The following is a 21,893-nucleotide window of genomic DNA, read 5'->3' as shown; positions in this document are numbered from 1 at the left end:
CGCTTCCCTTGGCGCTGTGATTTTTAAGGCCTAACGTTATGTCAATCACCGGACGTATTCACTCCATCGAAACCTGTGGCACCGTCGATGGGCCCGGCCTGCGGGTCGTGGTGTTTACTCAGGGCTGTCCCCTGCGCTGCCTCTATTGCCACAACCCCGACTGCCGCGAGATATCGGGTGGCACTGAGGTCACTGCCGACGAAATAGTCGCTGAGATTCAGAAATATCGCTCCTACATTCGTCCGCCTGGTGGCGTGACCCTAAGCGGCGGCGAACCGCTGATGCAGCCAGAGTTTGTGCAGGAGATTTTGCGGCAGTGCAAGGCGCTGGGCCTTCACACCGCGCTGGATACGTCGGGCTATTGTCCGCTGGCGATCGCCCGCCCAGTGCTAGAGTTTGTCGATTTGGTGCTGCTGGATATCAAATCATTCAGCCCGTCAATCTACACCCAGGTCACCAGCGTCAGCCTCCAGCCCACGCTAGATTTCGCACAATATCTCAGCGACTGCCGCAAGCCTGCCTGGATTCGCTTTGTGGTGGTGCCAGGTTTAACGGATGATCCAAACAATGTCGCTGGGCTGGCCCAGTTTGTCGCCTGCTTGAAGAACGTGGAGCGGGTCGAAGTTATTCCCTTCCACAAGATGGGCGAATACAAGTGGCAACAGTTGGGCTATGACTATCAACTCAGCCATACCCCAACGCCCACACCAGAATGTATCCAGGCGATCCGGGCGCAGTTTCAGCAGTCCACGCCCGCGCTGGTGCTGTAGTCCGAAGAATCCTAACTCCGGTTCCCCGCTTTACGCAGCGTCTTAAAACTTTCTAGGTCGTTGATTGCCTTGAGTCGATCCCCCTTAAATCCCCCTTAATAAGGGGGAATTCCAGAGTGGTTCGGCTCGGTTCCCCCCTTTTTAAGGGGGGCTAGGGGGGATCAAAGGGCTTTAAAACACGCCCTAGCCAGATTCTCCAGCCAGATTCTCCAGCCAGACTTCTCAGTCAGATTCTCCAGCCAGACTTCTTGGCTAGACCTCTCAACCAGACTTTTACGATCTCTCCTGTTTCTTCCTGCAAACCCCCTGTATCTTAGGAGGCAGAGCGTCGCTTGGTAACGTTCCGATTGATTACCGCTGGCCCCGCTCTTTAGAACGACGTAGGACGACTCAGGACGGCAACTATGACAGACGTGCGAATTGGCATCATCGGCGGCAGCGGCCTCTACAAAATGGACGTGCTGAAGGACGTGCGCGAAGTCGAGGTAGACACGCCCTTTGGCAAGCCGTCGGATGCGCTGATCGTGGGCACGCTGGAGGGCACGCCCGTCGCATTTTTGGCGCGGCACGGACGCAACCACACGCTGCTGCCGTCGGAACTGCCGTTTCGGGCGAATATTTACGCAATGAAATCGCTGGGTGTGGAGTACCTGATTTCGGCTTCGGCGGTGGGGTCGCTGCAAGCGGAGGCCAAGCCGCTGGATATGGTGCTGCCGGATCAGTTCATCGATCGCACGAAGGGGCGCGTCTCGACTTTCTTTGGCGAGGGCATCGTGGCGCATATTGCCTTTGGCGATCCGGTGTGCAAGAACCTAGCGGCGGTGCTGGGAGAGGCGATCGCCTCCCTGGATTTGCCCAATGTAGCGCTGCACCGGGGCGGTACTTACGTCTGCATGGAGGGGCCCGCCTTTTCTACCCGCGCCGAGTCGAACCTGTATCGAAGCTGGGGCGCAACGGTGATCGGCATGACCAACCTGCCCGAAGCCAAGCTGGCCCGCGAAGCCGAAATCGCCTATGCGACGCTGGCGCTGGTGACGGATTACGACTGTTGGCATCCCGACCACGACAGCGTGACGGTGGACATGGTGATCAGCAACCTGACGAAAAATGCGGTAAATGCCCAGCGCGTGATTCAGGAAACCGTGCGCCGCCTGGCCCAAAATCCGCCGCCCTCCGAAGCCCACCACGCCCTGAAATACGCCATCCTCACGCCGCTCGATAAAGCGCCGCCAGAAACCAAAGCGAAGCTAGAACTGCTGCTGAAAAAGTATTTGGGCTAGTATCGAGGGACTTTGCATCCAGCCCTTCTTCTCTCCTTTTGGGAGAAGGTGTTGGGGGATGGGGGCGAATTGGCATAACTGGGATGCACCCGTCAGTTTGGCGATTCGATATGGGGTCAAAATTGGGGCAAACAATTAATCGATAAATTCGCCCGAAAGGGGGTTGTTTCTATCAGGAAGTCTGGGCGTTTTTAGGCAGGGCTGAAGCGGTTGTAGGGGCGATCGCTCGTTATCCAAATCCTCAAACCCAAATATCGCAACCTCCAAAAGCGTGAATTCTCGTGAATTCTCAGGGCGTTTTTGTCGATCCCCAGCCCATTCGTCAAGAATTGTAATTAAATATACAATTTAATATTTTCCCGAACTCAAGCAGCATCCAGGCTTGGGCAATTTCTGCCAATCTCGCTCGGTCTCAGTCCTCAAGACACCCCCGATTCCATTGACTAGCATGAAGGAGAGGGGGCAATGCAACCAGTCCCTCATCGCTTCCACACGGTTGCCTCAAGGAGGTACTCATGGTTCAGCTATCCGAACGCAGCGTCGCGATGCCGCACGATCAGAGTTTGGTGCTGTGGTTTGAGGATGTCGGCATTCACGATATTCCGCTGGTGGGCGGCAAAAACGCCTCGCTGGGAGAAATGATTCGTCAGCTTAGCGCCAAGGGAGTGCGCGTGCCGGGTGGGTTTGCGACGACGGCCCACGCCTATCGCCACTTCATTCAGAGCGCAGGGCTGGAGGAGGCGCTGCATCGCCTGTTTGCCACGCTGGATGTGGACGATGTGGAAAACTTGCAGGCTCACGGACGGGAAGCGCGATCGCTCATTCTCAACGCCCCCTTTCCCCAAGATCTGGAAGTGGCGATCGCCCAGGCCTATGCCGAACTCTGCCGCCGCTACGGGCCCGATACGGATGTCGCCGTGCGCTCCAGCGCCACCGCTGAAGATTTGCCCGATGCCAGCTTTGCCGGACAGCAAGAAACCTACCTCAACGTCCACGGCCTCGATGCGGTGCTGGATGCCTGCCGCCATTGTTTTGCCTCCATCTTTACCGACCGCGCCATTTCTTACCGCACCACCAAAGGGTTTGACCATTTCACCGTCGCCCTCTCCGTTGGCGTGCAAAAGATGGTGCGCTCTGACCTGGCGGAATCGGGCGTGATGTTTTCCATCGACACCGAGAGCGGCTTTCGCAATGCGGCGCTGGTGACGGCGGCCTACGGGCTGGGCGAAACGGTGGTGCAGGGTTCCGTCAACCCGGACGAGTATCTGGTGTTTAAGCCCACGCTGCGAGAAGGCTTCCGCCCCATCCTGGCCAAGCGCCTGGGCAGCAAAGAAATCAAAATGGTCTACGACACCGACGGAGAACATCTGACCAAGACCGTGCCCGTGGAACAATCGGAGCGCGATCGCTTTGCCCTGAGTGATGAGGACATTCTCAAGCTGGCGGAATGGGCCTGCATCATCGAAGACCATTACTCCCAAACCCACGGCACCTACACGCCAATGGATATCGAGTGGGCGCGGGATGGCATCACAGGCGAACTCTACATCGTGCAGGCGCGGCCGGAAACGGTGCAGTCGCAAAAGGCGCAGACCGTGCTGCGGCGCTATCGCCTAGAGCGCGAGGCCGGCGCAAAAACAGAAGACACCACCTACACCCCCCACGAGCCGCTGGTGACGGGCCGCGCCGTGGGCGAGATGATTGGCCAGGGCAAGGTGCGCGTCATTCTTAGCCCAGCGGAAATTCACGCCTTCCAGGCGGGCGACGTGCTGGTGACGAGCCGCACTGACCCAGACTGGGAGCCAATTATGAAAAAAGCAGGGGCGATCGTCACCGATCAGGGCGGACGCACCTGCCACGCGGCGATTATTGCGCGGGAACTGGGCATTCCGGCGATCGTTGGCTGCGGCAATGCGACGCAGGTTTTGCAAACGGGTCAAGAAGTCACTGTGTCCTGTGCCCAGGGCGAAGAGGGGCGCGTTTATGCCGGGTTCTTGCCGTTTGAGGTGGAGGAAACGCCGCTCGACACCTTGCCCCGCCCGCGCACGCAGATTCTAATGAACGTGGGCAATCCCGAAGAGGCCTTTCGCCTGTCGGCCCTGCCCAACGACGGCGTAGGGCTGGCGCGGTTTGAGTTCATTATTGCCAACCACATCCGCGTGCATCCGCTGGCGCTGCTGAACTATGACCAACTGCCAGAGGATGACGAAAAAGCGGCGATCGCCCAACTCACTCACCTCTACGACCACAAGCCCGACTACTTTGTAGACAAGCTGGCCCAGGGCGTGGCCACCATCGCTGCCGCTTTCTATCCCAAGCCGGTCGTCGTGCGGATGTCGGACTTCAAGAGCAACGAATATGCCAACCTGCTGGGCGGCAAATCGTTTGAACCGCACGAGGAAAACCCAATGCTGGGCTGGCGCGGTGCAGCGCGATACTATGACCCGAAATATCGCGACGGCTTTGCGCTGGAGTGCGCGGCGATTCGGCGCGTCCGCAACGACATGGGGCTGACGAATGTGATTCCCATGATCCCCTTCTGCCGCACGCCAGAGGAAGGGCGCAAGGTGATGGCAGAACTGGAGCACAATGGCCTGAAGCGCGGCGAAAACGGCTTGCAGGTCTACGTCATGTGCGAAGTGCCCAGCAACGTGATTCTGGCGAACGAATTCAGCGAAATCTTCGATGGCTTCTCCATCGGCTCCAACGATCTGACCCAACTGACGCTGGGACTCGACCGCGACTCGGCATTGGTGGCAAACGTGTTTGACGAGCGCAACGAAGCCGTAAAAACGATGATTCGCGTCGTGATTGAACGCGCCAAAGCCAACGGTCGCAAGATCGGCATCTGCGGCCAGGGGCCCAGCGACTATCCCGACTTTGCCCGTTTCCTGGTCAGCCAGGGCATCGACTCTATTAGCCTAAACCCCGATACGGTGGTGAAGACTTGGCTGGAGGTGGCCCAGGCAGAGGCGATGGAGTGAGGAAAGAGAGAAGAACGAAGAACGAAGAGCGAAGAGGGCAGGAAAGAGAGAAGAACGAAGAGCGGAGAGGTTCTGTTTTTCGTTTTTCGTCTTTTCCGTCTCTCGCCCCGTTACTCAACTGCCGCGATAGGTGCTGTACGACCACGGCGACACCAGCAGCGGGACGTGATAGTGCGCGTCGGCATCGGCAATGCCAAAGCGGATGGGAATCTGGCTGAGGAAGGGCTGGTCGGGCAGTGCGTCGGGAAATTGGGCGAAATAGTCGGCGACGGAAAACACCAGTTCGTAAACACCGGCTTTCAAATCACCATCACTGAGCAGGGGGGCGTCGGTGCGGCCGTCGGCGTTGGTGGTGACGGTTTTCAGCAGGGTGCGGCTGTCGCCGTTGGGGTGAATGCCGCCGTGAATCGCATAGAGGGCGATCGCCATTTGCGCCGCCGGACGACCATGCGCCGTGTCCAAAACGTGGGTCGTGAGCTTACCCGCCATTGCCATCTCTCCAGTTTTTGTATCTCTCAAGCCTAATCCCCGATTCGCTAACGCAGCGGCCCCGCCAAAATCACCTTGCTAATGGCATCGGTAACATCCGTCGGCTTTTCCGTCGCCAGTTGGTGATACCACTGCTGCGTCACGGCGGGGTCTTTGCCGTGAATCTGTTCGGCCCGTTTGCGGGCCTTTTCTACCACCGCGTTGGCGCGGGCCATGCGCTCCGACTCATAGCGCTTCAGGGCATACTCGATGCTGATGTTGGTGGTCAGCAGATAGTTTGCCAGCACCAGCGCATCTTCCATCGCCTGACAGCCGCCCTGGCCCAGGTCAGGGCAGGTGGCGTGGGCCGCATCGCCCAGCAGCGCCACCCGCCCGCGCACGTAGCGATCGATCGGGCCGACATCGTGAATTTCCGGACGCGCCACGGGATAGGGGTCAAAGCGGTCGATCAGGCGCTGCACAGGCTCGGCCCAGCCTGCGAAATGGGCCTTTAGCTCTTCCCGGTAGGTGTCGGGGTTGGCGGGTGTCCCCTTGGGCAGCGGCACGTCGAGGAAGAAATAGAGGCGATCGCCCGCCACAGGCATCAGAGAGGCTCGCTTGTGTTCGCCGACGTAGATGACCCAACTCTCTGGCGGAGCCAACTCAGCATCGGCAGGCACTAGCCCGTTCCAGTTCACATAGCCCACATACTGCGGCTCTACCTCGCGCCCCACCACGTAGCTCCGCAGCACCGAGCGGATGCCGTCCGCTGCCACCAAAAAATCGCCCCGCGCCTCGCGCCCGTTGGCAAACTGCACCGTCACGCCGTAGTCGTCTTCCTCCACGCCAACGCAGCGACAGTCCAGATGGATGTCCCCCGGAAACGCCGCCATCAGCATTTTTTGCAAATCGCGGCGGGCAACCGGATAGGGGCGCTGTCCGACTTTGTGAATCAGCGGCGCAAGCTCGATATGGTTCAGCAGTTCTCCAGCTTTGGTGTGATACTGCATCCGGTTCATGATGCCGCCGATTTCGGCCATGCGATCGCCCAATCCCAAACGGTTCAGCACTTTCACGCCATTCGACCAGACGGAGATTCCCGCACCCACCGGCCGAATTTCCTTCACCCGATCATAAATTTCCACCTCATATCCGGCTTGTCGCAGGGCGATGCCAGCCGTCAAGCCACCAATCCCAGCCCCGATCACGATCGCCTTCAGGTTTTGCATAGATCTCCGTCTGTCGCTTTCCTGTATACGGTATACAGCGTTTCACAAACTCATCTGAATCCATCAAAAGAAATAAATAAGACGTATCAAACGCCTCATTTTGTATCCTGATTTACCGAACTGATGCCCAAATCCTTGACTGGAAAGCCGTTTAGCCGATTTTTCCAGTCCTCATTCGTTTTTATTCTAATCGCTTTAGGACTTACGCAGTTGGACGATTTCTCGTAGGCTGCGCCCGCGAGAAATCGTCCAAAACCCAGAAAACCTATCGCAAGTGCGTAAGTCCTACGCTTTCCAAAATGGCGTTTCGGTGATTTTGCCATTCTCCTTGACTTGATATCTAAAAGTGATACTATCTTTTTAGGCAAAGATATCTGTTTTCGATATCAAGCCCGCGTCCCGATGTGGCTGATGCTGCTCCCCGTCGGCCACGCGACGACGCTGGGGCGATCGCCCTGGCGATTTTGGATTTTGGATTGGTGATTTTGGATTGGTGATTTTGGATAGCTAATCCGAGAAATCGAAAAGCTCACGCCAACCCATCTCAGTCTGATTGAAATCTGATTGAAATCTGATTGAAATGGGTCATAAGGTAGCAGGGTTGCAAAACTCCCAAACGTTCCAAGATGGGGCCCGTCGGCGATCGCGCGAGATTGCCCGCCGTTTCTTGCGGGCGCGTCCCTAAACGTCCCATAAGCCCACCATAAACCTCCGATAAACTTAACTGGCGGTTCAAAAAACCTGCCATACAATGAAGGTACTGGGAAGATACTGGCGAGGGTATTGTCGCAAGACCAACCCTACCCTCATTGCGGGAGGTGCTTATGCTCGTCATCCTCATGGAAGATCAACTGCTTCAGCCACAGCAGGTGTGTCAAAGCTGCCTGATGGCCGATCGCAGCGGTCAGCCCCGCTGGCAGCAGGGACGGCTGCGCTGCGGCCGCGCCCTGGAAAAGCCGTCGGAAAACCTGCCGGAGCAGTATGAGTGCCAGATGGGGTTCCGCATTGCCAATATTGAGCCGGCCTGAGCGATGTTCTTCAGAGTCGTAGTTATCTGAACATTTTTATTTGAACGTTATTTATTTGAACGTTATTTGTTTGAACGTTATTTGAACGCTTTTTTCTCTGGAAATTGATAGGTGAGCCACTTGCTGGTTTGCAGGTTTAGGTTCACCAGCAGTTCGGCAAAGCGTACCCCTGCCGCCACTGGATCGACGCACGGTGCGCCCAGTTCCTCGCTTAGATAGTCTGCCATGCCGCCCATGCCCGCGCAGCCCAGGATGATTGCCTCTGCGCCATCTTCGCTGAGCGCCAGTTCGCCCATTTGGACCAATCCTTCCATCACCGCGTCGGGGTTTGCTTCGCACGCCAGTACAGGCATATCCACGCAGCGGATTGAGGCGCAGCGCTCCATCAGTCCCGTCTTTTTCACGATTGCTTCCACCATGTGGTGGCTGCGGCGCAGCGTAGTGACGACTGACCAGCGGGGGGCGATCGCATTGGCCGCATACATCGACGCTTCAGCAATGCCAACCACAGGCCGGGTCGTCACTTCGCGCACCGCATCCAGCCCCGGATCGCCCCAGCAGGCCAGCACATAGCCGTCCGTCATCGCTTCAGTCCGCTGCACCTCTGCCAGCACATGGGGAATCGCCAGGTATTCGTCGTAGTAGCTCTCGATCGAGGCGGGGCCGTGGGCGGGGCAGGTGGTGAGGACTTCTGTTTCTCCAGAAACGTTCGCCGTCGCAATCTGCTCGATGGAGTAGGTCATGTCGCGGCTGGTGTTGGGGTTGATGACGTGGAGACGCATTGGAGGGGTTGGGGTTGGGGGGAGCGATGGCTAAAGATGGCCGAAGGCGTTGGGCAGGTAGTGTTGCAGGGTGAGGGTATAGTGGGCGATCGCCACGGGATGCCCCAGCCGAATGGTGCCGTCTGGGAGGCTACAATCGGGGCCGCTGTTCTGGGCAGGAGAATCAGGAGACTCAACAGAGCGCGATCGCCCCGCCACCAGCGCCACGTCAAATCGGCAGTTGCCCCTGGCCCATTCTGGATATTCTGCCAGAAACAACTCCGCCGCCTGCCACAGCTTTGCCTGCTTTTGCGGCGTGACGGCCAGCAGACCGCCCGCGTCCCATCCCGCGTTTCGCCGTGCCTTCACTTCGACAAAAGCTAGCGTAGCAGCCGCCCCAGAAGATTCTGGTAGCTGGGCAACCAAATCCAACTCGCCCCAGCGACAGCGCCACCGCTGCTGCAAAATGGTTGCCCCCTGCTGGACAAGCCACCGCGCCACCAGCGTTTCGGCCAAGCGCCCAAACTCGCCCGATGCCGAGATGCGGGGGTTTGGAACAGACTGAGGAGATCGCTTGGGCATGGGGCATCAAAAGGTGAATCAGGGTGAATCAATAGGGATGAATCAAGGGGGGTGAATCAAGGGCAGAGATGGGCTGGGCGATCGCAGACTTTGGCAGGGATTCGGGTAGGATCAGAAAGGCAGTAGTGTTGATTCTCGATTTTGGATTTGCGATTTTGGGTTCGCAGTTTTGGATTGCCAGTCAGGGGTCTGCGGGTCTTCCTGCAATTTCATCCATAGTGCCACCCAAGAGAATTGACATGATCTTCTGTGGGGCTTTTCTGCAATCAACTTCTGCAATCAACATAGCTTACTGTGCAACTTGGGATGCCAGGTAGGATGCTGGGTCAGATGCTAGACGAAGGAATAATGTGTGAAGTCTGGGCGCGGCTGGTGCGACGGGTCAATGGTGCTGAGCTTTGGCAACGTCTGCAAGCCTTGATTTTGCCAGACCGGCGGGTGCTGGTGTGGAGTTTGGTGCTGGTGGGGGCGATCGCCCTGCTGTCTCCGGTTCCTGCCCTAGCGCTCGACTATAACCGCGAAAACCTGGTCGATGCCGACTTTTCGGGGCGCGACCTCACCGACTCCAGCTTTACCAAAGCCAACCTCCGCAACGCCAACCTCAGCCACACGCAGCTACAGGGCGTTAGCTTCTTTGCGGCAAATCTGGAAGATGCCAACCTGGAAGCAGCTAACCTGACCAACGCCACCCTCGATTCGGCCCGCCTAGTGGAAGCTAACCTCAAAAACGCCATTTTGGAAGGTGCGTTTGCCTTTAACGCCCGATTCGAGGGCGCAATCATCGACGGGGCAGACTTTACCGATGTGCTGCTGCGGGAAGATATGCAGGACAAGCTCTGTGCGGTGGCTCAGGGTACGAATCCGGTCACAGGTCGCAACACCCGCGACACTCTGAATTGTTTTTAGCGTTCCCCGTGGGATTAAACGCTAGACCTCTTGCGTGAATCGTTGGGCGGCGGCGCTGCCCAACGATTCACGCTCTCAGAAAAGCATTTGTGCCAGAAGTCTACTAATTAAACACTAAGTAGTACAAAATACAATCTTGCACAAAAAAATCCCGTGCTTCATGCACACGGGATTAAATCGATTAGTTAGCTAGCTGTCTATTTCTGTGCGGTTCTGTCGATACCAGCGCGATACCAGCCTTTTGCAAGGCCAGATTTGGGCTTACTCGCCGAGGGCGATCGCAAACGAGAGCGAACTCGTACCCGCTTGCTCTAGCTCCACCTGCACCGAGTAAGATTGCAGCGCTTCTACATCCAGCAGTTCCAGGCTGACGGGGCCGGCATTGGCGCGATGGGCAGTCTTTTCAACCTCGCTGCTTTGCAGCGTCAGCCGTCCAGCGCAAGGCAGGTTCGCCACCAAGCGCAGGCTGCCCGATTCTAGCAGCATTGCCCGCAGAGTCAGCAGTCCAGCCGTGGTGTGCCACTCGCGCTCCAGCGTTGGCTGAGATGGGGAAACCGTCAGCACCAGCGTATTCAAAATTTCCCGCGCCGCCACCAGCGACAGCAACATTTGCTGAGGCTGGGTCGCTGCATCATAGTGGTCGAGTACGCCTTCCAGCACCGGGGCCGAGGTTCCGGAGCGGGCTGGAGCCGCCATGACATAGCCAGCCAAGTGGTTCAGCGCATCTGATTCACCAGGAAACAGAGCTTCTACGGCTTGCACCAGCTTTCTGCCTTCTTGCAATGAGGATTGCAGGAGGGATTGGCACTGTTCCAGCAAGCGATTCAGCACGCCTTCGGGCATCGGCACGGGCAGGTTGAGTGCCTGCATTTGGGATGCCCAAACAGTTGCAGTCGCCAGCTCTGGCGCGAGGGCATCTTCATACTCTCGCACTTCGGTTTCCCAGGGATAGAGGGGCGGTCGGCGCTCGATTTCCTCCCGCAACCGATGTCTCAACAAAGCATAAAAACGGTCTTGCACAGCAGGTATCTCTCCTGAATGGGATAATGGTGTGTCTTGAAAAGAAAAAACGTCCGACCCGGTCAAGTGGTTCAACAGCGCGTTGATCTCTTCCGAGTCGAGCAGATTATCGTGATTCGATTGCGGATGTGCTGCATCCAACGCATCACGTCCAGCGTCTGAGCTGGTTTCCCCTGATGGTGCAGCAGTCGATTGATCTAGCTGTTGTAGGAGCCAGGAAACAATATCCTCAGCTTCTGAGTCACTATTCATCCCCTGCTACCCCTGCTCCGGACACAACATTGTTACGAATTTCCCAGGCCAGTTCTAGCAATTTAGACCATTGTTTTTGCACTTGGGTTGCCGTGCAGCCAAGAGATTGGGCGATCGCCCCGTCGGGTCTGCCCTGCTGTTTGAGTTTTAGCATCTCTTGCTGGGTTGCGCTGAGGCGGCTGAGCAATTCGTCCCACTGCTGCGGCGTTAGCCCCAGATTTCGCTCTAGGTCTGCCTCTAGCCATTGATGCACCAGTTCCCAGTGATGCGACATGGCAAAGCGAATCAGGTGATATTTGAACCGCTGCTGCAAATAGTCGCGCTGGCGGGGCGTAAGTCCCAGAATTTTTTCGATTTCCTGCGTCGGCAAATCCTGGAGCCGCAGGGTGAAATAGTCGGCACAGTCTTTTTGCTGACGCTCTTCCAAATAGCTGAGCAGTTCTGCCACTACAGTATGCCGCAGAGAGTCTTCTTCCACCTCTGGCTCTTGGGCCACCATCTGCTCTCGCACTTGCTGCATGGGTGCGCCGCTGCGGGATTGGTCGGTTTCGCCCGTTGCGCCCTCGGCGGCCTGCTCCATGTCCACCATCGTTTCAGGTGGCTGCTGCTGCGAAAAGGTCTGCGCCCGCAGAATGATCAACTGCTGACTGCGGCGACCCGGCAGCGGAATCCGCCGCTTGCCATAGCGTTCGGTAAAGGCCATGTATTCCGCCAGATCCAGCGCGGTACGCGGGCTGTAGCTAGGGGCAAGCTGATTCTCACGCCGGAAGGCGTTGATGGCTTCGATGTAAAAGATTTGCAGAAAATCTTCGATCAGCCCTAGTCGCGCCTGATAGCTGGACTGCACCTGGGGCGGCGTGATGTAGCGATAGACCACGGCGCTGAGGGTGCTGTGCAGGTCAACCCGGCCCCGGCGCGACCCAAGCTGGTAATATTTCAAACACTGCTTAAGTCGGTGACGGGCAAGGGCAACCGACCAGGCATCGACCTCTCCAGACGACTGAATGCGCTTGCTTTCTGAACAAATGCGGGCGACCTCTCCGGTAATGCGGGATGCCACGTCGCGGCAGTTTTGCTCAGACGCACGGGTGCATTGCTTCAGCTCGTTAAAAACCAGGTTAAAAATAGCCTCCACGCCTTGGGTGCTCTCTCCCTGATGGATGTAGATCGTTACAACGTTAACACACCCCTACGGAGTGGCAAGGGTTGGGTAGTGCAGCTCTAGTCTGTGGCAGACTAGCGTTTTCGATCAACAGCCTGATTCAAGTCAAGTCAGCAAACCTACGGGTTGCTGGAGGGCGCTATTGTAGCGCTTTGAGGGGAAACAGCCGTCGCTTCAGCAAGCTTTGCTTTACCGCTTTGCTTTACTAAAGCCGCCGCCTGAAGCCGCTCCCTAAAGTTGTCACCTTTAAGAGTGATTCAGCGGCGATCGCCCACCATCCGTACAAAATCTGTACAAAAAGCATCCGTATGGAAACATCAGACGGGCAAACTGGACTCGTAAACGAGCTTCTGAACTAGACTGATGAGGATGATAGCCCAAAGCGCACAGAGCGTCGTTAATACACAACGTCACGCAACATACAACGTCACACAACGCCATTAACAAATTAACAAACGGCTATGACTCTGGATCAGCAGCTTCAAGACCTCGTTCAAAATGCTCCCCAGGACGGTGCAACGCCCGCAGCAGTGGCAACGATCGCCCCCGCTCTCAAGGAGATTGCTCAACAGCTTCACCACCTCCAGTATTACATATTACAAACCCTTGAGCAGCAATGGGTGATGACGACCTTAAACCATCGCAGCCAGACCAATGCTCAAAAAAACGTCGTCTACGCCTTTGCCAGCCTGAAGGACGCAACGGCGAATCCGCTGGCAAAAGATCCCCAGATTATGGCGTTTCCCATGCCCGTGACGCACATCCTGTTTCAACTGGTAGCGATGACTAGCGTGGACAGCATCATCTTTTTTGAAACGCCGGGGAATCTGAACACGGGCACTGAGGTCACTCGTGCCAACCTGCAAGCGCTGATTCAAGCGTTTTTGCAGCAGTCTCAGGGCAAAGCGCAAGTGCCGCCGGATATTGCATAGGCTTTGACGGCTAACACGGCTTGCCCAAAATCCGTCACAGGTAGATAACAAGCCGTGGTTTGTAGTTTATTTGCAGCTTATAGGTTCGCAGCTTATGGGTTCGCAGCTTAATTAATCTGCGGCTGATTGGTTTGCGGTTCACTGCTGTTGGCTCTTGGGAGACTGCGGGGAACTATAAAATGTAGATGAAGCAGGCTGGATGTCTGCCGTCTGCATGTTCTGCTTGAGCAGCTTGTTTTTTTACTCTCCGCGCAGACCTATGAATGCTCCCCGCAATGCCTTCAGGCGCGCCAACGACAGCTTCCGAAAAGCCGACCATGCAAGCTGGCATCGTCACCAGAGTCGCCTGCATATTTTGCGATCGCAGCTTGGGTTTACCGAAACGTCTCCTTCTCGCCCCAAGTCTTGCCTGGGCTGCGAACATTATCACGGGGTTGCCTATGGCTATGGCGATCGCCGCCAAATGCTGATCTGCGGGTTTCATCCCTTTGGCTGGGAGGGCGAGCTTTGCCCAGACTGGAGCGAGGCGCTGTAGAAAGCATCCCGCTCATCCCGGTGAGCAACCCGCTCATCCCGGTGCTTGAGAAGCGTCAGCAATCGAGAATGGTCTATAGAAAACACTTTTTTATCGAAGATTTTCGATGATTTGCTGCGTCAGCCTCGCCCCTGCGGTAGATACCATGCAAGAGGCTCGTGGATTTTTTTGTGAAACTTGTGGAATTTACTGCGCTGAATAGATTGCGCTCAGCTTGCATGACTTTGAAGACTCATCGGGCACGATTGGCCCTGATTCCTGCGGTTGCATTGGCTCTGCTGCTGGGCGTGTGGAGCCTGTTTCCGACCGTGGCGATCGCCCGCACTGCCCCCCGTTCTGAACCGCTGTCGATCCAGCCCTACATCGATCGGGTGGTCGATCGTGTAACCGAATTCACCCTCGACAATGGCATGAAATTCATCGTGCTAGAGCGGCATCAGGCTCCGGTGATTTCGTTCATGACCTATGTGAATGTGGGAGCGGCCTACGAAGCCGCAGGCAAAACCGGAGCCGCCCATTTCCTAGAGCATCTTGCATTTAAGGGCACAACTCGCCTGGGCACCAGCGACTACGCCGCTGAACGGCCGCTGCTGGCTCGACTGGATCGCCTATTTGACCGCATCCAGGCGGCCAAGGCCGCAGGGCAGACGGGTCGCGCCGCACAGCTACAGGAAGAGTTTGACCGAGTGCGATCGCAGGCCGCGCAATACGTCCGCCAAAACGAATATGGGCAGGTGGTGGAACGGGCAGGCGGCGTGGGGCTAAATGCGACCACCTCCGCAGACGCAACGCGCTATTTTTACAGCTTTCCGTCCAACAAGCTGGAACTGTGGATGTCGCTGGAGTCCGACCGATTCCTTGATCCCGTCTTTCGTGAGTTTTACGAAGAAAAGGACGTAATCCTGGAAGAGCGGCGAATGCGGACGGACAACTCGCCCATCGGCAAGATGGTGGAAGCATTTCTAGAAGCGGGCTTTCCAGATCATCCCTACGGCCGCCCAATCATCGGCTACGAAGACGATATTCGCAACCTGACCCGCCGAGATATTCAGGACTTTTTCGACACCTATTACACGCCAGACCGCATCACGATGTCGGTGGTGGGCGACGTTGATCCCGTCGAGGTGAAGCGGCTGGCGGAGATTTACTTTGGTCGCTTCCGCACTCGCAGCCGCGCCCCAAACATTACGGCCCCTGCGCCAAACCAGACCGGGCCGCGAGAAGTGGTGCTGCGACAAAAGACGGAACCCTGGTATTTGGTCGGCTATCAGCGCCCCGCCAGCGACGATGCTGACAACGCCACCTACCAGATTTTGGCCTCTGTGCTGACGGGCGGCCGCACCTCCCGACTCTACAAATCGCTGGTGGAAACGGGCATCTCGCTGAGTACGGATGTGGCAAATGGCTTTCCGGGCGATCGCTATTCCAACATGATGCTATTTTTCGCCCAAACCGCACCGGGACACACCATTGACGAAATTGCCACCATCCTCAATGCTGAGCTAGAGCGGCTGAAGACGGAGCCAGTTGCGCCCGCAGAACTAGAGCGGGTGAAGACCCAGGCGCGGGCAGGAATGCTGCAACTGCTGGCATCGAATCGGGGCATGGCCAGCCTGTTGCCGGAATATGAAGCAAATACTGGAGACTGGCGCAATTTATTTGAAGACCTGAAGGCGTTTGAATCGGTGACGGCAGAAGACGTGCAGCGGGTTGCCCAGTCGCTATTTGTGCCGCAAAAGCTGACGATTGGTAAGCTGCTGCCGGAGGAGTAGGGGGTAGGGGTTGAATGTGCAGCGCCAGGGCAGGAAAGATTTAGAGATTTAGAAGGCATGAGGAAAGTGTGGATGACGGCTTTGCAATCGAACTGGCGGCTCGGCTTGCGCTGGAAATGGCTGCGGCGACTGGCATGGGGGGCGATCGCCCTGCTGCTGCTGCTGGGGCTATGGCTCACCCCTGACCCGGTGCGGGCCGCGCCTGCGGTGCCCTACGACCAGCTCACCTTTCCGCCGCTGCCACCTGTGCAACTGCCGGAATACACCCAGTTTCAGCTAGACAACGGGCTGATGGTGTATCTGGTCGAAGACCACGAATTGCCCCTGGTGAGCGGCACGGCTATCTTTCGCGTCGGGAGCCGCTGGGAGCCAGCCGACAAGGTGGGGCTGAGCGGCATTACGGGCGAGGTGATGCGGAGTGGTGGCACGCTCCAACACTCGCCCGACGACCTGAACGCCCTGCTGGAAAGCCGCGCCGCCTACGTGGAAACCGGCATCAGCAATGCGTCGGGCAATGCCAGCTTCTATTCTCTCAGCGAAGACCTGCCAGAGGTGTTTGGGCTATTTGCCGAGGTGATTCGCCAGCCCGCCTTTGCACCTGACAAGTTTGCGCTGGTGAAAAACCAGCGACGCGGCTTCATTGCCCGTCGCAACGACGACCCCGACGACATTGCTCGCCGCGAATTTTTTAAGCTCATCTACGGCCCGCAAAGTCCCTACGCCCGCACGACAGAATACGCCACCCTCGACCGCATTCAGCGCGAAGATGCGATCGCCTACCATCGCACCTACTTCCATCCTAACAATATGCTGCTGGGCATCGTGGGCGATTTTGACAGCGCCGAAATGCGATCGCTCATCGAAGCCCAGTTTGGCGATTGGGAGCGCAACCCAGCGCTGGACAATTCCGACTTCAATTCCCTGCCTGCGGTGGCCCAGGCGCAACCGGGCGGCATTTTCCTGGTTGATCAGCCCCAGTTGACTCAGAGCAACGTGCTAATCGGACATCTGGGCGGCAAATTGAGCGATCCCGACTATGCCCCTATGACCGTGCTGAACGACGTGCTAAACGGCTTTGGCGGGCGGCTGGTGAACGAAGTGCGATCGCGCCAAGGACTCGCCTATGTGGTCTATGCCTACTGGTCGCCCCAGTTTGACTATCCGGGCGTGTTTGTGGGCGGCGGCCAGACCCGCTCCGATGCCACCGTTCCCTTTATCCAGGCGCTCAAGGCGGAAATCGAGCGAGTCCGCACAACGCCCGTGTCCGATGACGAGCTACAGCAGGCTAAGGACTCAGCCCTCAACGCCTTTGTGTTTAACTTTGAAACGCCGGGGCAAACGCTCTCTCGCCTGATGCGCTACGAATACTATGGCTATCCCAAGGACTTTATCTTCCAGTACCAGAGACAGGTCGAAGCCACCACCGCCGAAGACATCCTCCGCGCCGCCCAGACCTATCTCCAGCCCGATAAGCTGGTGACGCTGGTGGTGGGCAATGCCGCTGCGATTCAGCCGCCGCTTTCGACCCTGGGGAGCAGCCCACAGCCGATTGATATCACGATCCCGGAGTAGGAGAGACGGGAAATATGAAAAACGAAGAGAGAAGAACGAAAAACGAAAACTGGAACCTCTTCGTTCTTCGTTCTTCTCTCTTTCTCCCTTAGCTCTCCTTGTCCTGGGCGATCGCCCCGACGGTTCCTTGAACTGCCTGGATGTAGTCGGCGGGCGTGATCAGGATTTGCAACCCGCGCATTCCGGCAGAGATGGTGATCGTGTCGAATAGCTCGATCAGTTCGTCTACGTAAACTGGGTAGTCTTTTTTGCAGGCGAGGGCCGTCACGCCGCCGCGAATGTAGCCCGTGAGCGGCTGCACCTCTTTGAGGGGAACCGTTTCGACCTTGCGGTTGCCGGAGAGGGCGGCCAGCGCCTTGAGGTTCAGGTGCATGTTGCCAGGAATGACGGCAAGGATAACCCCCGTGCGATCGCCCCTGGCAACCAGCGTTTTGAACACGCGCTCCGGCTCCAGCCCGATCTTTGCCGCCACGGACTCCGCCGCTAGGTCATCGGGGTTGACTTCGTATTCCAGCAGTTCATAGGCAATGCCCAGTTTATCCAGGGCGCGGGCGGCGTTCGTTTTCATATCCAGTGACTTCTTAGTCAACCTTCCTATGATACGAGTCATGTCGATTCTGGATTTTAGATTCGCTTTTGGATGATTAGTCCAAGAGTCCGCTAGGGTTCTAGCACCAACTGCTGCTAGAATCCTCTGCCAGTCCTAATCTCAACTCTTCAACTCCTGCCGTAGCATGAAACTGCTGCTCGTAGAAGACGACGAACGAATTGCCCTGCCCCTTGCTGAAGCCCTGACCGACCAAGGCTACGCTGTAGATCTGGCTGCCGATGGGGCGATGGGTTGGGACTTGATTGAGGCGTATGACTACAGTCTGGCGCTGCTGGATGTGATGTTGCCAGGGCTAAGCGGTATAGAGATCTGCCAGCAGATGCGTCAACAGGGCAAGACGACTCCTGTGCTGCTGCTGACAGCGCGAGACACCAGCAGCGACAAGGTGATCGGGTTGGATGCTGGCGCGGATGATTATGTCGTTAAGCCGTTTGATTTGCAGGAATTGCTGGCGCGGATTCGAGCGCTGCTGCGGCGAAGCGGAGCCGTTCTGCCGCCTGTGCTGGAGTGGCGATGCCTGAGTCTGAACCCCGCAACCTGTGAGGTGCGCTACTACGGGCAGCCCCTTGCATTGACCCCCAAGGAATACGGATTGCTGGAGTTATTTCTCCGCAGCGGTGGCCGCACTCTCAGCCGCAGTGTTATTTTGAACCACCTCTGGGCATCCGAAGAACCCCCCGGCGAAGAAACCGTGAAGGTTCACCTGCGGAGTCTACGGCATAAGCTGATGGCAGTAGGGGCAGAGCCAGATTTTATTGAGACTGTGTATGGTTTAGGGTATCGACTCAAGCAACCTGGATGAATTGCCGCATGACTAGTCCTGCTTTTCGCGCGTTGCAATGGCGACTGTTGCTGTCGTCGCTGGCGGTGTTGGGACTGTCGCTGGCAGCAACCGAAGCAGCCGTGTATCAGTTTGTGTCGCATAGTCTGAAGCAGGAGCGCGATCGCCAGTTGATTAGGCTGGCGGATGCTGCTGCCCACAGCCTGCCTGATTTGCTCAAACAGCCCGATGCGGTTTCCATGCAGCCTGATCGCGTCTTGGACAATGACGGTGATCTGGATTTACCGTGGCAAGATTTGCGGGAGCCGTCGCAGGGAATTGAATGGTTTAACGCGGAGGGCGATCGCCTGGGGCAAGCCGGACGGAGTTTCGTTATCCTACCGCTTGATCCGGTTGCAGATTGGCTCCGGACAGACGAGTGCTGGATGCTGACCGTACCCGTTTACACCCCCTCAACGGGCGATCGCAGCCACTTAAAACCAGCCGACACAATCCTTCAGGGCTATGTGCGAGTTAGCGAGTCTATCGAAAGCACTGAGGCGGAACTGTCGCGACTGCGGGCGGGGCTGGTGTTGGGGGGGCTGGTGGCGCTGGTGGGCGGCGGACTGGGAAGCGGCTGGCTCACACGGCAGGCACTCCGGCCGATTGAGAAAAGCTTTCAGCAGCTTAAGCAGTTTACTGCCGACGCTTCCCATGAGTTACGCAATCCGCTGGCGGGTATCAAGACCTCAGTTGATGTGATGCAGAGCCATCCAGAACGGGTGCATCCGGCGGACGTGAAAAAGCTGGCGGCGATCGCCTCTGCCACCGATCAGATGACGCAACTGGTGGATGATTTACTACTGCTGGCGCGGCACGATGGCAATCTGACACCCCTCGCGAGCCAAGCGGCTGACATACCGCTAGATGACTTGCTAGAAGATTTGGTCGATAGCTTTGTGCCCCAGGCAGACGCGAAGGCGATCGCCCTCAAGTCCCGGTTCCAGTCTGGCAGCACTGTGCGTGGGGATGGGGTGCAACTGCGTCGCCTGTTCTCTAATCTGCTCAGCAATGCATTGCAGTATACGCCCGCCCAAGGAACTATCGCCGTAACGAGTCACTCGGCCGACGGTTGGGCAGTGGTAGAGGTCATCGACACGGGCATCGGCATTGCACCTGAGCAAATTTCCCTGGTGTTTGACCGATTTTGGCGGGCTGATCCGGCGCGATCGCAGCGAGAAGGGGGCACAGGGCTAGGGCTGGCGATCGCCCAAAGCATTGCCCACGCCCACCACGGGCAGATCAGCGTCCAAAGTCAGTTGGGGAACGGCAGCACTTTTTGCGTTCGCCTGCCGACCTGCGACAGTTTCAAAGGTTGAGTTTAGGACTTACGCAGTTGGACGATTTCTCGCGGGCGCAGCCTACGAGAAATCGTCCAGAACCTGGGAAATTTATCGCAAGGAGGAATCAATTCCTATGACCGAGGAATCAACTCCTACGCCTTAGGGGTATGCCGTTAATCGTCGTGCGGAGCGGAGCCAGCCCTGCGAGTTGGATGTTTTTTGTGAAATAGACCCGTCATGCTTAGCCCAGTGGCCAGCAGCCCCACCAGCCCTACTCCGTCTAGGAGCGGATAAATTGCTTCTAGATGAAAGATTTCGCCAGTGTGGAGGCTGAGTAAAAAGCTGCGAGAAATCAGCCCGCCGCCGAGGCCCCATTCCGCCACCAGCGTCACGGCAATGCCGCTGAGTACCGTTAACCCCAGGGGCAAACAGAGGGCGATCGCCAGCAGTCGATGATATTTGCGGAAGGCTCGTTTCATAGAAATTACCTGTGGCTTGAAATTACCTGTGGCTTCGAGAGGTTGCAGAAATGGCAGAGGTTGGAGCGATCGCAGAGATGGCAGCGGTCGCAAACCAAATGAGCAAAAAATGATGAGCGAAAGAATGATGAGCAAAGAAATGGCGCGAAGGCAGCATGGCCCGATGCCGGCCACCTCCGCGCCCTACTCTGGATAGGCAGGAAAAAAGGGATTACTTCGAGACGCTGGCGATCGCCTCGTCCATTGTCTTCAAGGCGGCCAGGACTTCATCCTTATTGGGTTGCGATGCCTTCAATGCGCCTGAAACCTTGTCCATACTTTCCTCGATCGAGTCGTAGGCACTCGATGACTTTGCTTTGATGCCATCTTCTACAGGGGCCCAAACCGACTCAAAGGTTTCAAATTCGGTTTTAGCCTTTGCGAAATCCCCAGCTTCAACCGCAGCCCTTGTCTTGTCTACAACGGATGTCAGCGCCGAATAGTCTGCGGCAGCAGCGAGAGAAGGGGATTCTAACGGTGCGGCAAGCGGCCCCGACGCTGCTTCCTGAGTCCGGGTAGAGCAGCCCGCCAGCGTGGCTATGCCCACCAGCCCGACTGCACCAACGACTATCAAACCGGTTCGATTTAAGAAACGCATCTCAAACTCCTCTCAGACTTTGTTCATTTACACCATAGGCAATCGCTGGTAAAGAACTCGGAAAGAGAAAGAGTCGCGTGACAAACGCTCCTGCGATCGCTCTCAGCACTTCAGAAACTTGGCCTCAGCCCCTTGTCTAGTTGTTTGCTATCCCTGGGGTAGAGAGGGCGTGCCTGGGCCAGCCGATATCTTAGAAAAAGATCGACTCGCTGTTGTCTGACATCCTGACTATGCCTACGTTCAAGAGGGCACCGAGGCCAAAGCAATCCTCCCTTCTCGCTGGGCTGCGGGGCTGGCTGGCTGCGGGGTTGGGGCTGTTGGCGCTGACGGCGGGCGGCTATGCATACCTGCGGGGCGTGTTTGAGGCACAGCCAGAATATGCGATCGCCAATGTACCAGACTTGAGTGATCCCCGCTTTACCCTGAGCCTGGAGGGGTTAACCAGTGCAGAATCCACCACCGGACGTATGGTTGGGTTTTGGCAATCTGTAGACGAAATTTACGCCGCCCGAAATGCCGCGATTCGTCAGGCCACGTCGCTGATTCAATTTGAAACCTACTTTATGACTCCGGGTCGGCGGGCGGATGAGTTTGCTGAAGCGCTGATCGAGCGGGCAGGTGCAGGAACGACGGTGCAGCTTTTGCTCGACCACTACGGCACGGCCCAGATGCCAGACGACTATTGGCAGCGGCTGACGGCAGCGGGCATCGAGGTGCGCTTTTTGCGGCCGCCCGACTGGCGATCGCCCTTGAAATACAACTCGCGACTGCACCGGAAACTGCTGATGATCGACGGGCGGCGACCCGATGA

21 protein-coding genes are annotated in these 21,893 nt (G+C 57.1%); 12 read left to right on the top strand and 9 right to left on the bottom strand.

Going from position 1 to position 21,893, the window contains the following annotated elements:
• Nucleotides 1–38: 38 nt before the first annotated feature.
• The 3 genes from pflA (at nucleotide 39) to ppsA (ending at nucleotide 5,034) form a co-directional block, all read left to right on the top strand.
• Nucleotides 39–770, top strand: coding sequence for a pyruvate formate-lyase-activating protein (gene pflA, locus IGS51_RS12860; RefSeq protein ID WP_297078757.1), 732 nt, complete (start codon nucleotides 39–41; stop codon nucleotides 768–770).
• Between the two features lie 404 nt (nucleotides 771–1,174).
• Nucleotides 1,175–2,050 carry an S-methyl-5'-thioadenosine phosphorylase gene (locus IGS51_RS12855; protein ID WP_297078756.1) on the top strand — a complete coding sequence of 292 codons (876 nt, stop codon included), beginning with the start codon at nucleotides 1,175–1,177 and terminating at the stop codon, nucleotides 2,048–2,050.
• Nucleotides 2,051–2,565: 515 nt separating this feature from the next.
• Nucleotides 2,566–5,034, top strand: coding sequence for a phosphoenolpyruvate synthase (gene ppsA / locus IGS51_RS12850; RefSeq protein ID WP_297078755.1), 2,469 nt, complete (start codon nucleotides 2,566–2,568; stop codon nucleotides 5,032–5,034).
• A gap of 114 nt (nucleotides 5,035–5,148) precedes the next feature.
• On the opposite strand, the gene uraH is transcribed toward ppsA, so the two are convergent.
• On the bottom strand, nucleotides 5,149–5,523 hold the full coding sequence (gene uraH / locus IGS51_RS12845; RefSeq protein WP_297078754.1) for a hydroxyisourate hydrolase: 375 nt from the start codon (nucleotides 5,521–5,523) through the stop codon (nucleotides 5,149–5,151).
• Nucleotides 5,524–5,570: 47 nt separating this feature from the next.
• A complete protein-coding gene (gene hpxO / locus IGS51_RS12840; protein WP_297078753.1) occupies nucleotides 5,571–6,731 on the bottom strand; it encodes an FAD-dependent urate hydroxylase HpxO in 1,161 nt (386 codons plus the stop codon).
• Between the two features lie 824 nt (nucleotides 6,732–7,555).
• On the opposite strand from hpxO, the gene IGS51_RS12835 reads away from it, so the two are divergent.
• Nucleotides 7,556–7,759 (top strand): hypothetical protein, encoded by a 204-nt coding sequence (locus tag IGS51_RS12835; RefSeq protein WP_172354243.1) that lies wholly within the window; start codon nucleotides 7,556–7,558, stop codon nucleotides 7,757–7,759.
• A 77-nt stretch (nucleotides 7,760–7,836) separates the two neighbouring features.
• Here the strand turns inward: IGS51_RS12835 and IGS51_RS12830 are convergent, their stop codons facing one another.
• Together IGS51_RS12830 and IGS51_RS12825 are read right to left on the bottom strand one after the other, a co-directional pair.
• Complete coding sequence (locus tag IGS51_RS12830) at nucleotides 7,837–8,541, bottom strand: aspartate/glutamate racemase family protein (RefSeq protein WP_297078752.1); 705 nt, start codon at nucleotides 8,539–8,541, stop codon at nucleotides 7,837–7,839.
• A gap of 30 nt (nucleotides 8,542–8,571) precedes the next feature.
• The gene (locus IGS51_RS12825) at nucleotides 8,572–9,102 is read right to left on the bottom strand and encodes a YraN family protein (RefSeq protein ID WP_297078751.1); all 531 of its coding nucleotides are present in this window, start codon (nucleotides 9,100–9,102) and stop codon (nucleotides 8,572–8,574) included.
• 306 nt (nucleotides 9,103–9,408) lie between these two features.
• Here IGS51_RS12825 and IGS51_RS12820 point away from each other — a divergent pair, with 306 nt between their 5' ends.
• Nucleotides 9,409–10,008, top strand: coding sequence for a pentapeptide repeat-containing protein (locus IGS51_RS12820; RefSeq protein ID WP_297078750.1), 600 nt, complete (start codon nucleotides 9,409–9,411; stop codon nucleotides 10,006–10,008).
• A 261-nt stretch (nucleotides 10,009–10,269) separates the two neighbouring features.
• On the opposite strand, the gene IGS51_RS12815 is transcribed toward IGS51_RS12820, so the two are convergent.
• Together IGS51_RS12815 and hetZ are read right to left on the bottom strand one after the other, a co-directional pair.
• A complete protein-coding gene (locus IGS51_RS12815; protein WP_297078749.1) occupies nucleotides 10,270–11,028 on the bottom strand; it encodes a hypothetical protein in 759 nt (252 codons plus the stop codon).
• A gap of 244 nt (nucleotides 11,029–11,272) precedes the next feature.
• Entirely contained in the window at nucleotides 11,273–12,415 is a 1,143-nt protein-coding gene (gene hetZ / locus IGS51_RS12810) for a heterocyst differentiation protein HetZ (RefSeq protein WP_297078748.1), read from the bottom strand.
• 488 nt (nucleotides 12,416–12,903) lie between these two features.
• Here hetZ and IGS51_RS12805 point away from each other — a divergent pair, with 488 nt between their 5' ends.
• The 4 genes from IGS51_RS12805 to IGS51_RS12790 all read left to right on the top strand — a co-directional run bounded on the left by IGS51_RS12805 (nucleotide 12,904) and on the right by IGS51_RS12790 (nucleotide 17,253).
• Nucleotides 12,904–13,374 carry a hypothetical protein gene (locus tag IGS51_RS12805; RefSeq protein WP_297078747.1) on the top strand — a complete coding sequence of 157 codons (471 nt, stop codon included), beginning with the start codon at nucleotides 12,904–12,906 and terminating at the stop codon, nucleotides 13,372–13,374.
• Between the two features lie 259 nt (nucleotides 13,375–13,633).
• On the top strand, nucleotides 13,634–13,909 hold the full coding sequence (locus tag IGS51_RS12800; RefSeq protein ID WP_297078746.1) for a hypothetical protein: 276 nt from the start codon (nucleotides 13,634–13,636) through the stop codon (nucleotides 13,907–13,909).
• A 218-nt stretch (nucleotides 13,910–14,127) separates the two neighbouring features.
• Nucleotides 14,128–15,681, top strand: a complete 1,554-nt coding sequence (locus IGS51_RS12795) for a pitrilysin family protein (protein WP_297078745.1) — start codon at nucleotides 14,128–14,130, stop codon at nucleotides 15,679–15,681.
• Nucleotides 15,682–15,753: 72 nt separating this feature from the next.
• Complete coding sequence (locus IGS51_RS12790; RefSeq protein ID WP_297078744.1) at nucleotides 15,754–17,253, top strand: pitrilysin family protein; 1,500 nt, start codon at nucleotides 15,754–15,756, stop codon at nucleotides 17,251–17,253.
• Nucleotides 17,254–17,341: 88 nt separating this feature from the next.
• On the opposite strand, the gene ybaK is transcribed toward IGS51_RS12790, so the two are convergent.
• A complete protein-coding gene (gene ybaK, locus IGS51_RS12785) occupies nucleotides 17,342–17,821 on the bottom strand; it encodes a Cys-tRNA(Pro) deacylase (protein WP_297078743.1) in 480 nt (159 codons plus the stop codon).
• Nucleotides 17,822–17,987: 166 nt separating this feature from the next.
• Between ybaK and IGS51_RS12780 the strand changes: the two genes are divergently transcribed.
• Nucleotides 17,988–18,665, top strand: coding sequence for a response regulator transcription factor (locus tag IGS51_RS12780; protein ID WP_297078742.1), 678 nt, complete (start codon nucleotides 17,988–17,990; stop codon nucleotides 18,663–18,665).
• Between the two features lie 8 nt (nucleotides 18,666–18,673).
• Nucleotides 18,674–20,002 carry a cell wall metabolism sensor histidine kinase WalK gene (locus IGS51_RS12775; protein WP_297078741.1) on the top strand — a complete coding sequence of 443 codons (1,329 nt, stop codon included), beginning with the start codon at nucleotides 18,674–18,676 and terminating at the stop codon, nucleotides 20,000–20,002.
• 137 nt (nucleotides 20,003–20,139) lie between these two features.
• Here the strand turns inward: IGS51_RS12775 and IGS51_RS12770 are convergent, their stop codons facing one another.
• Nucleotides 20,140–20,445, bottom strand: a complete 306-nt coding sequence (locus IGS51_RS12770) for a peptidase (RefSeq protein ID WP_297078740.1) — start codon at nucleotides 20,443–20,445, stop codon at nucleotides 20,140–20,142.
• A gap of 211 nt (nucleotides 20,446–20,656) precedes the next feature.
• On the bottom strand, nucleotides 20,657–21,082 hold the full coding sequence (locus IGS51_RS12765) for a hypothetical protein (protein WP_297078739.1): 426 nt from the start codon (nucleotides 21,080–21,082) through the stop codon (nucleotides 20,657–20,659).
• Between the two features lie 230 nt (nucleotides 21,083–21,312).
• On the opposite strand from IGS51_RS12765, the gene IGS51_RS12760 reads away from it, so the two are divergent.
• Nucleotides 21,313–21,893: phospholipase D-like domain-containing protein (locus IGS51_RS12760; RefSeq protein WP_297078738.1), on the top strand; the 581-nt coding region annotated here is incomplete at its 3' end.

Origin of the sequence: Thermoleptolyngbya sp. M55_K2018_002 (genome assembly GCF_015295965.1) — a bacterium.
Taxonomy (GTDB): Bacteria; Cyanobacteriota; Cyanobacteriia; order Elainellales; family Elainellaceae; genus Thermoleptolyngbya; species Thermoleptolyngbya sichuanensis.
The sequence above is the reverse complement of the archived record's forward strand: the minus strand, read 5'-3'. Positions and strand labels throughout refer to the sequence as shown.